Annotated in this window: 8 protein-coding genes; 4 read left to right on the top strand and 4 right to left on the bottom strand. The window is 69.6% G+C overall.

All coding sequences use genetic code 11. The features are described 5' to 3' along the window. Positions 1-126 precede the first annotated feature (126 nt). Together GX015_RS04570 and GX015_RS04565 are read right to left on the bottom strand one after the other, a co-directional pair. Positions 127-681 (bottom strand): lipoprotein LpqH, encoded by a 555-nt coding sequence (locus GX015_RS04570; RefSeq protein ID WP_155869294.1) that lies wholly within the window; start codon positions 679-681, stop codon positions 127-129. A 175-nt stretch (positions 682-856) separates the two neighbouring features. Beyond that, positions 857-1,261, bottom strand: coding sequence for a YccF domain-containing protein (locus tag GX015_RS04565; protein ID WP_035122092.1), 405 nt, complete (start codon positions 1,259-1,261; stop codon positions 857-859). 66 nt (positions 1,262-1,327) lie between these two features. On the opposite strand from GX015_RS04565, the gene GX015_RS04560 reads away from it, so the two are divergent. From GX015_RS04560 to GX015_RS04545, 4 genes are all read left to right on the top strand, one after another. Then, positions 1,328-2,086 (top strand): 3'(2'),5'-bisphosphate nucleotidase CysQ, encoded by a 759-nt coding sequence (locus tag GX015_RS04560; protein WP_035122111.1) that lies wholly within the window; start codon positions 1,328-1,330, stop codon positions 2,084-2,086. Positions 2,087-2,140: 54 nt separating this feature from the next. Beyond that, positions 2,141-2,989 carry a thymidylate synthase gene (locus GX015_RS04555; protein WP_291343130.1) on the top strand — a complete coding sequence of 283 codons (849 nt, stop codon included), beginning with the start codon at positions 2,141-2,143 and terminating at the stop codon, positions 2,987-2,989. Further along, positions 2,989-3,558, top strand: coding sequence for a dihydrofolate reductase (locus GX015_RS04550; RefSeq protein WP_291343128.1), 570 nt, complete (start codon positions 2,989-2,991; stop codon positions 3,556-3,558). The genes GX015_RS04555 and GX015_RS04550 overlap by 1 nt, the downstream gene beginning before the upstream one ends. A gap of 137 nt (positions 3,559-3,695) precedes the next feature. Further along, a complete protein-coding gene (locus tag GX015_RS04545) occupies positions 3,696-3,980 on the top strand; it encodes a mycoredoxin (RefSeq protein ID WP_291343126.1) in 285 nt (94 codons plus the stop codon). Between the two features lie 3 nt (positions 3,981-3,983). Here GX015_RS04545 and GX015_RS04540 read toward each other — a convergent pair whose 3' ends face one another. Then, positions 3,984-5,393 carry an NAD(P)H-quinone dehydrogenase gene (locus tag GX015_RS04540; protein WP_291343125.1) on the bottom strand — a complete coding sequence of 470 codons (1,410 nt, stop codon included), beginning with the start codon at positions 5,391-5,393 and terminating at the stop codon, positions 3,984-3,986. Positions 5,394-5,514: 121 nt separating this feature from the next. Then, positions 5,515-6,204 (bottom strand): M20/M25/M40 family metallo-hydrolase (locus GX015_RS04535; protein ID WP_291343123.1); only part of this gene is annotated, 690 nt, incomplete at its 5' end.

Here is a 6,204-nt window from a genome sequence, read left to right as displayed (position 1 = left end):
GCCCCCACACGACAATGACCCCCCGCTCCGGCGTTTCGGAGCGGGGGTTCGCGTCAGACGGTGGGCCCGAAGGCGAGCCACCGCCCAGCCGATCTAATGCATGTCCGGCGTGGTCGTGCAGTCGGTTTACACCGGGCAGATGACCTCGACGCGCACCTCGTCGGTGCGATCCTCGTCGTCGTACTTGCCGGTGCCGGTGATGGTCCACTTGTCGCCGTCGCGGTTGACGACCGCATTCTGCGCGTTGTCGTCGTCGATCTCGATGTCCATGTTGGCGGTGTCGATGTCCAGCGACTCGAGCACCGGGGTGCCGTTCGGGTCGTTGATGTCGATGTCGACCTGGCCGGTGTCGGAATCGTCGGCGCCGATCTCGATGTCGAGGTCATTGTCGTCGTCGTCCATCGTGCAGCGCACCGGGGTGAACTGGCCGTCGACGTCGTTGCCGCCGACCTGCACCACGGCGGCCTCCTGGCCCAGCGGGGCCTGGGTGGTCGTGGTGGTGGCGTCGCCGTCCGTGGTCGTGGTGGCGTCGTCGCCGTCGCCCGAAATGGCCTCCGACACCTTCGTCTCGGCGGGGGCGTCGGTGACGACCGTGGTGTCCTCGTTGTCGGAGCACGCCGCCAGGGCCAGAGTCAGGGCCGGGATGGCGAGGAGGGCGGCGGTGCGGTTGCGCAGCTTCATGGTCGTCTACCTTTTCAGTTCGGTTCGTTGCTTCGTTTCGCCCCGATGGTAACGACGATTAACCCTCCCGGCAAGGGTAAATGCCGATCACAAGACAGTCGTTACCGACTTGACACTGAACCGAAAGAAATGGCCGGCCGTCGCAAAGCCGCAGGCCCGCGCGATGCGGAACCCGTCAGAACGGCGAGAAGCCGCCGCGCGCGCGGTCCGCGTCGACGATGTCCTTGCCGAAGGGGAAGCAGGTGACGGGGATCATCTTCACGTTGGCGATGGCCAGCGGGATGCCGATGATCGTGACCGCCTGCGCGATGGCGGTGGTGATGTGCCCGATCGCCAGCCAGATGCCTGCGATGACGAACCAGACGACGTTCATGAAGACGTTGAGCCCCGCCGAGCCGCCGGGCTTGTCCACCACGACCCGGCCGAAGGGCCACAGCGCGTAGGACGCCATGCGGAACGACGCGACGCCCGCGGGGATGGTGACGATGAAAATGCAGGCCACGATGCCCGCCGCGATGTAGCCGAGGGCCAGCCAGATGCCGCCGAAGATGAGCCAGATGAGGTTGAGCAGAAGGTTCATGGCACCGAGACTATTCACGCGGGCCACATCGGGCGCGGCGATGGGCCACCCCCTATGATCGGAGACATGTCTGCCTACGTCGATGACGACATCCTGACCCTCCGACTGGCCCAGGGCACGGGCGAAATTCTCAAGGGAGTTCGCAACGTCGGCCTGCTCCGCGGCCGCGTGCTCGGCGACGCCGGCGACGCCCTCGCGCAGGAATGGATCTCCCGCGTGCTCCAGCAGCACCGCCCCGACGACGCCGTGCTGTCCGAGGAGGCCGCCGACAACCGCGACCGCCTGGACAATTCCCGCGTCTGGATCATCGACCCGCTCGACGGCACCCGCGAGTTCGCCGGCGGCCGCCAGGACTGGGCCGTGCACATCGCCCTGATCGAGAACGGCACCCCCGTCCACGCCGCCGTCGGACTGCCGGACCTCGGCCAGGTTTTCCACACCGGCGAGGCCAAGGCCGTCACCGGCCCGATGTCGAACAAGATCGTCGTTTCCCGCACCCGCCCGCCGGCCGTGGGCAAGTACGTCGCCGAGAAGCTCGGCCGCGAGCTGGTCCCCATGGGCTCCGCCGGCGCCAAGGCCATGCACGTGCTGCTCGGCGACGCCGACGCGTACATCCACGCCGGCGGCCAGTACGAGTGGGACTCCGCCGCACCGGTGGGCGTGTGCAAGTCCGCGGGCCTGCACGTCTCCCGCCTCGACGGCTCCGAGCCGGAGTACAACCAGGCGGACACCTTCATGCCGGACATGCTGTTCTGCCGCCCGGAGATCGCCGACGACATCCTCGCCGCCGTCGCCGAGTACAAGAAGGAGCACGGCGACTTCTAGCCGGCTGGCCACCGCCCTCCGACCCTCTTCCGGCGGGCCGGTACCCTGGGCCGCATGAGCGCGATCACCACCCCTTCCGCCACCGCCGACGTCACCGCAGAGGCAGCGGTGAAGACCCCGTACGAGGATCTCCTCCGCGAGATCCTCGCCGACGGCACCCCGAAGGCCGATCGCACGGGCACCGGCACCCGGTCGCTGTTCGCCCGGCAGATCCGCTACGACCTGTCCGAGGGTTTCCCGCTGCTGACCACGAAGAAGGTCCACCTCAAGTCGATCATCTACGAGCTCCTGTGGTTCCTGCGCGGTGACTCCAACGCGAAGTGGTTGCAGGACCGGGGCGTGACCATCTGGGATGAGTGGGCCGACGCCGACGGTGAGCTGGGCCCGGTCTACGGCGTGCAGTGGCGGTCGTGGCCGACGCCGGACGGCCGGCACATCGACCAGATCTCCCGGGCGCTGGAGACCCTGAAGACCAACCCGGACAGCCGCCGCAACATCGTGTCGGCGTGGAACGTCTCGGAGCTGGAGAACATGGCGCTGCCGCCGTGCCACCTGCTGTTCCAGTTCTACGTCGCCGACGGCAAGCTGAGCTGCCAGCTGTACCAGCGCAGCGCGGACATGTTCCTGGGCGTGCCGTTCAACATCGCCTCCTACGCGCTGCTGACGCACATGTTCGCGCAGCAGGCGGGCCTGGAGGTCGGCGAGTTCATCTGGACCGGCGGCGACTGCCACATCTACGACAATCACGTCGAGCAGTGCGAGCTGCAGGTCTCCCGCGATGCCCGCCCCTACCCCACGCTGAAGCTGCGCAAGGCGGAGTCGCTGTTCGACTACGACTTCGACGACGTCGAGGTGGTCGGATACGACCCCCATCCCCCGATCCGCGGGCAGGTGTCGGTCTGATGTCCGGGTTCGAGTCGGCCCAGGGTTCGCGTGACGACGGCCGCCGTCCCGGCCGTCCGGCCTCCATCCGCATGATGTGGGCGCAGACCTCGGACGGCGTGATCGGCGACGGGGATTCGATGCCGTGGCACATCCCGGAGGATCTGGCGCACTTCAAGGCCACGACGATGGGCGCGCCCGTGATCATGGGCCGCCGCACGTGGGATTCGCTGCCGGCGAAGTTCCGGCCGCTGCCGGGCCGCCGCAACGTGGTGCTGTCCCGGTCGCTGACGCCGGAGGACGTCCCCGGCGCGGAACTGGCCCACTCCCTCGACGCGGCGCTGGACATGCTCGGCGACGTGCCGGTGGCGTGGATCATCGGCGGCGGCCGCGTCTACCGCGAGGCACTGCGCATCGCCGACGAGTGCGAGGTCACCGAGGTCGACGGCGTCTTCGAGGTGGCCACCCCGGTGCGCGCACCCGAGCTGCTCGGCTGGAAGCCCGTGCGCAAGGGCGAGTGGGCGACGTCGTCGAACGGCCCGCGCTACCGCTTCACCACGTGGCGGCCGCGCCCCGAAGACGAGTACTGACGGCCGGTACTGCCGACGAGGACTGACTGGTGCGCGGCGGCGTCGCAAAGCAATGCGCGAGCGCCGCAAACGGTGATGTCCGCCACCCTGCGGGGGTGACCCGGAACATTCCCGGCGGGGGCCTCGTTGCACGGTTCATGAGCAACGACAAGATGACCCTGCCGAAGACCACCGAAGCCGTGACCATCTACGCCACCAGCTGGTGCCCGTACTGCCAGTCGCTGATCGGCGGCCTGAAGAAGCGCGGCGTGCCGTTCGAGGCGTGGGACGTGGAGAAGCACGCCGACCTGGCGAAGTGGGTCGAGTCCGTCAACGGCGGCAACCGCATCGTGCCGACCGTCCTGTACTCCGACGGCACCCACGCCACCAACCCGGCTGCCGCCGAGGTGGAGATCAAGCACGCCGAGCTGACGGCGAAGTAGCCGCTAGTCCAGGTCGTCGTGCGCCATGAGCTGGCGCGCGGCCTCGGTGATGGAGCCCGACAGCGACGGGTACACCGAGAAGGAGCTGGCCAGGTCGGCGACGGTGAGCTGGTTGGACACGCACACCGCGATGGGCAGGATCAGCTCCGAGGCCGTGGGCGCCACGACGACGCCGCCGATGATCATGCCGGAGTTCTTGCGGCAGAACAGCTTGACGAAGCCGCGGCGCAGCGAGCGCATCTTCGCGCGCGGGTTGCCGGCCAGGGGGAACACCTCGACGCGGGCGGAAACCTCGCCCGACTCGATCTGCGCCTGCGAGACGCCGACGGTGGCGATCTCCGGGCGCGTGAACACGGCCGAGGACACGGTGCGCAGGCGAATCGGCGACACGCCCTCGCCCAGCGCGTGGTACATGGCGATGCGGCCCTGCATGGCCGCCACCGACGCCAGCGGGAACAGGTCGGTGCAGTCGCCGGCGGCGTAGATGCCCGGCACCGAGGTGCGGGACACGCGGTCGACCTTGATGTGGCCGGACGGCGTCATGTCCACGCCCACGGCCTCCAGGCCCAGGTCCGCGGTGTTCGGGATGGAACCGACGGTGATCAGGGCGTGGGAGGCCAGAACCTCGCGACCGTCGGAGGTGACCACGCGGACGCCGCCGTCCTCGGTGCGCTCGACGAGATCACAGCGAGCGTTCTTCACCACGTCGACGCCGAGCTCCAACAGCACGCCCTCCAGGGCGTCGGCGGCGTCGGCGTCCTCGTGCGGCAGGATGCGGTCGCGGGAGGCGACCATGGTCACCTTCACGCCGAGCTCGGTGAACGCGGAGACGAACTCCGCGCCGGTGACGCCGGAACCGACCACGACGAGGTGCTCGGGCATCTCCTCGAGGTCGTAGACCTGGCGCCACGTCAGAATGCGCTCGCCGTCCGGGCGGGCGCCCGGCAGGATGCGCGGGGAGGCGCCGGTGGCCACGAGCACGAGGTCGCACTCGATGGTCTCCTCGCCGCCCTCCAGCAGCTCGACCGTGACGTAGTGGGTGATGCGGCCCGGCTCGTAATCGTCGAGGCGGCCGCGTCCCTGGAGCATGCGCACGCCCTCGCGGTCCATCTGCGCGCGGACGTCGTCCGACTGCGACTCGGCCAGGTGGCGGACGCGGTCGTTGACGGCGGTGAAGTCGATCTTGCGCGACGAGAAGTCCGGGCGCAGGCCCATGTCGTCCGCGCGGCGCATGTCGGTGCGCACGCCGGTCGCGGCGATGAACGCCTTCGACGGGACGCAGTCGTACAGGACGGAGGAGCCGCCCATGCCGGCGTCTTCCACCACGGTGACCTCGGCACCGTACTTGGCGCCGACGAGCGCCGCCTCGTAGCCGGCGGGGCCACCGCCGATGATCACGATCCTCTTGGTCACGGGTCCTCCATGTTTCGGGCCTTGCAGTGCGCGGCCCAGTCTAGTGGAGGCCCCGGATTCCGTCGGTTCGGGTCGTTTGGCTTGACGACGGCCCGGCCGGGACGTCGTCAAGTCGGGCCCGTCACAAGACGCCGTCGGTGCGGTCCGGATCGCCGTCCTCGTACCGCGCCACGATGCCGCCGAAGAGGCGGACGCCGACGCCGAGGCACCGCTCGTCGACGATGATGTCGTCGCGGTGCAGGTCGTGCTTCTCGCCGCGGCCGGACCAGCAGCCCAGGCGCGCCATGGTGCCGGGGACGTGCTCGAGGTACCAGCCGAAGTCCTCGCCGCCGGAGGACTGCGGGGCCTCGATGACCGCGTTCTCGTCGACGCGGCGAACGGTCTCGGCGACCAGGGCCGTGCAGTAGTCGTCGTTGAGCACCGGCGGCACGCCGCGCTCGTAGTCGAGGCGGTGGGTCACGCCGGTCGGGGCGAGCACCTGGTCGATGAGCTCGCGCAGCAGCGGGTCGATGGCGCGCCAGGTCTTGATGTCGGCGGTGCGGATCGTGCCCTGCAGCCGCCCCTCGGCGGGGATGGCGTTGGCGGCGTAGCCGGCATTGACCGAACCGAAGACCAGGACGGTGCCCGTGCGCGGATCGACGCGGCGGCTGAGCAGGCCCGGCAGATCGGTGGCCAGCTTGCCCAGCGCGTAAACGACGTCCGAGGTCAGGTGCGGGCGCGAGGTGTGGCCGCCGGGGCCCTCCACGTGGATGTCCAGGGTGTCGGACGCGGACGTGATCGCGCCGACGCGCACGCCCACCTGGCCCACGCG

It is taken from the genome of Corynebacterium sp. (genome assembly GCF_012837295.1).
GTDB lineage: Bacteria > Actinomycetota > Actinomycetes > Mycobacteriales > Mycobacteriaceae > Corynebacterium.
Note: the sequence above shows the minus strand (reverse complement) of the source record. Positions and strands in the feature narration are given on the sequence as shown.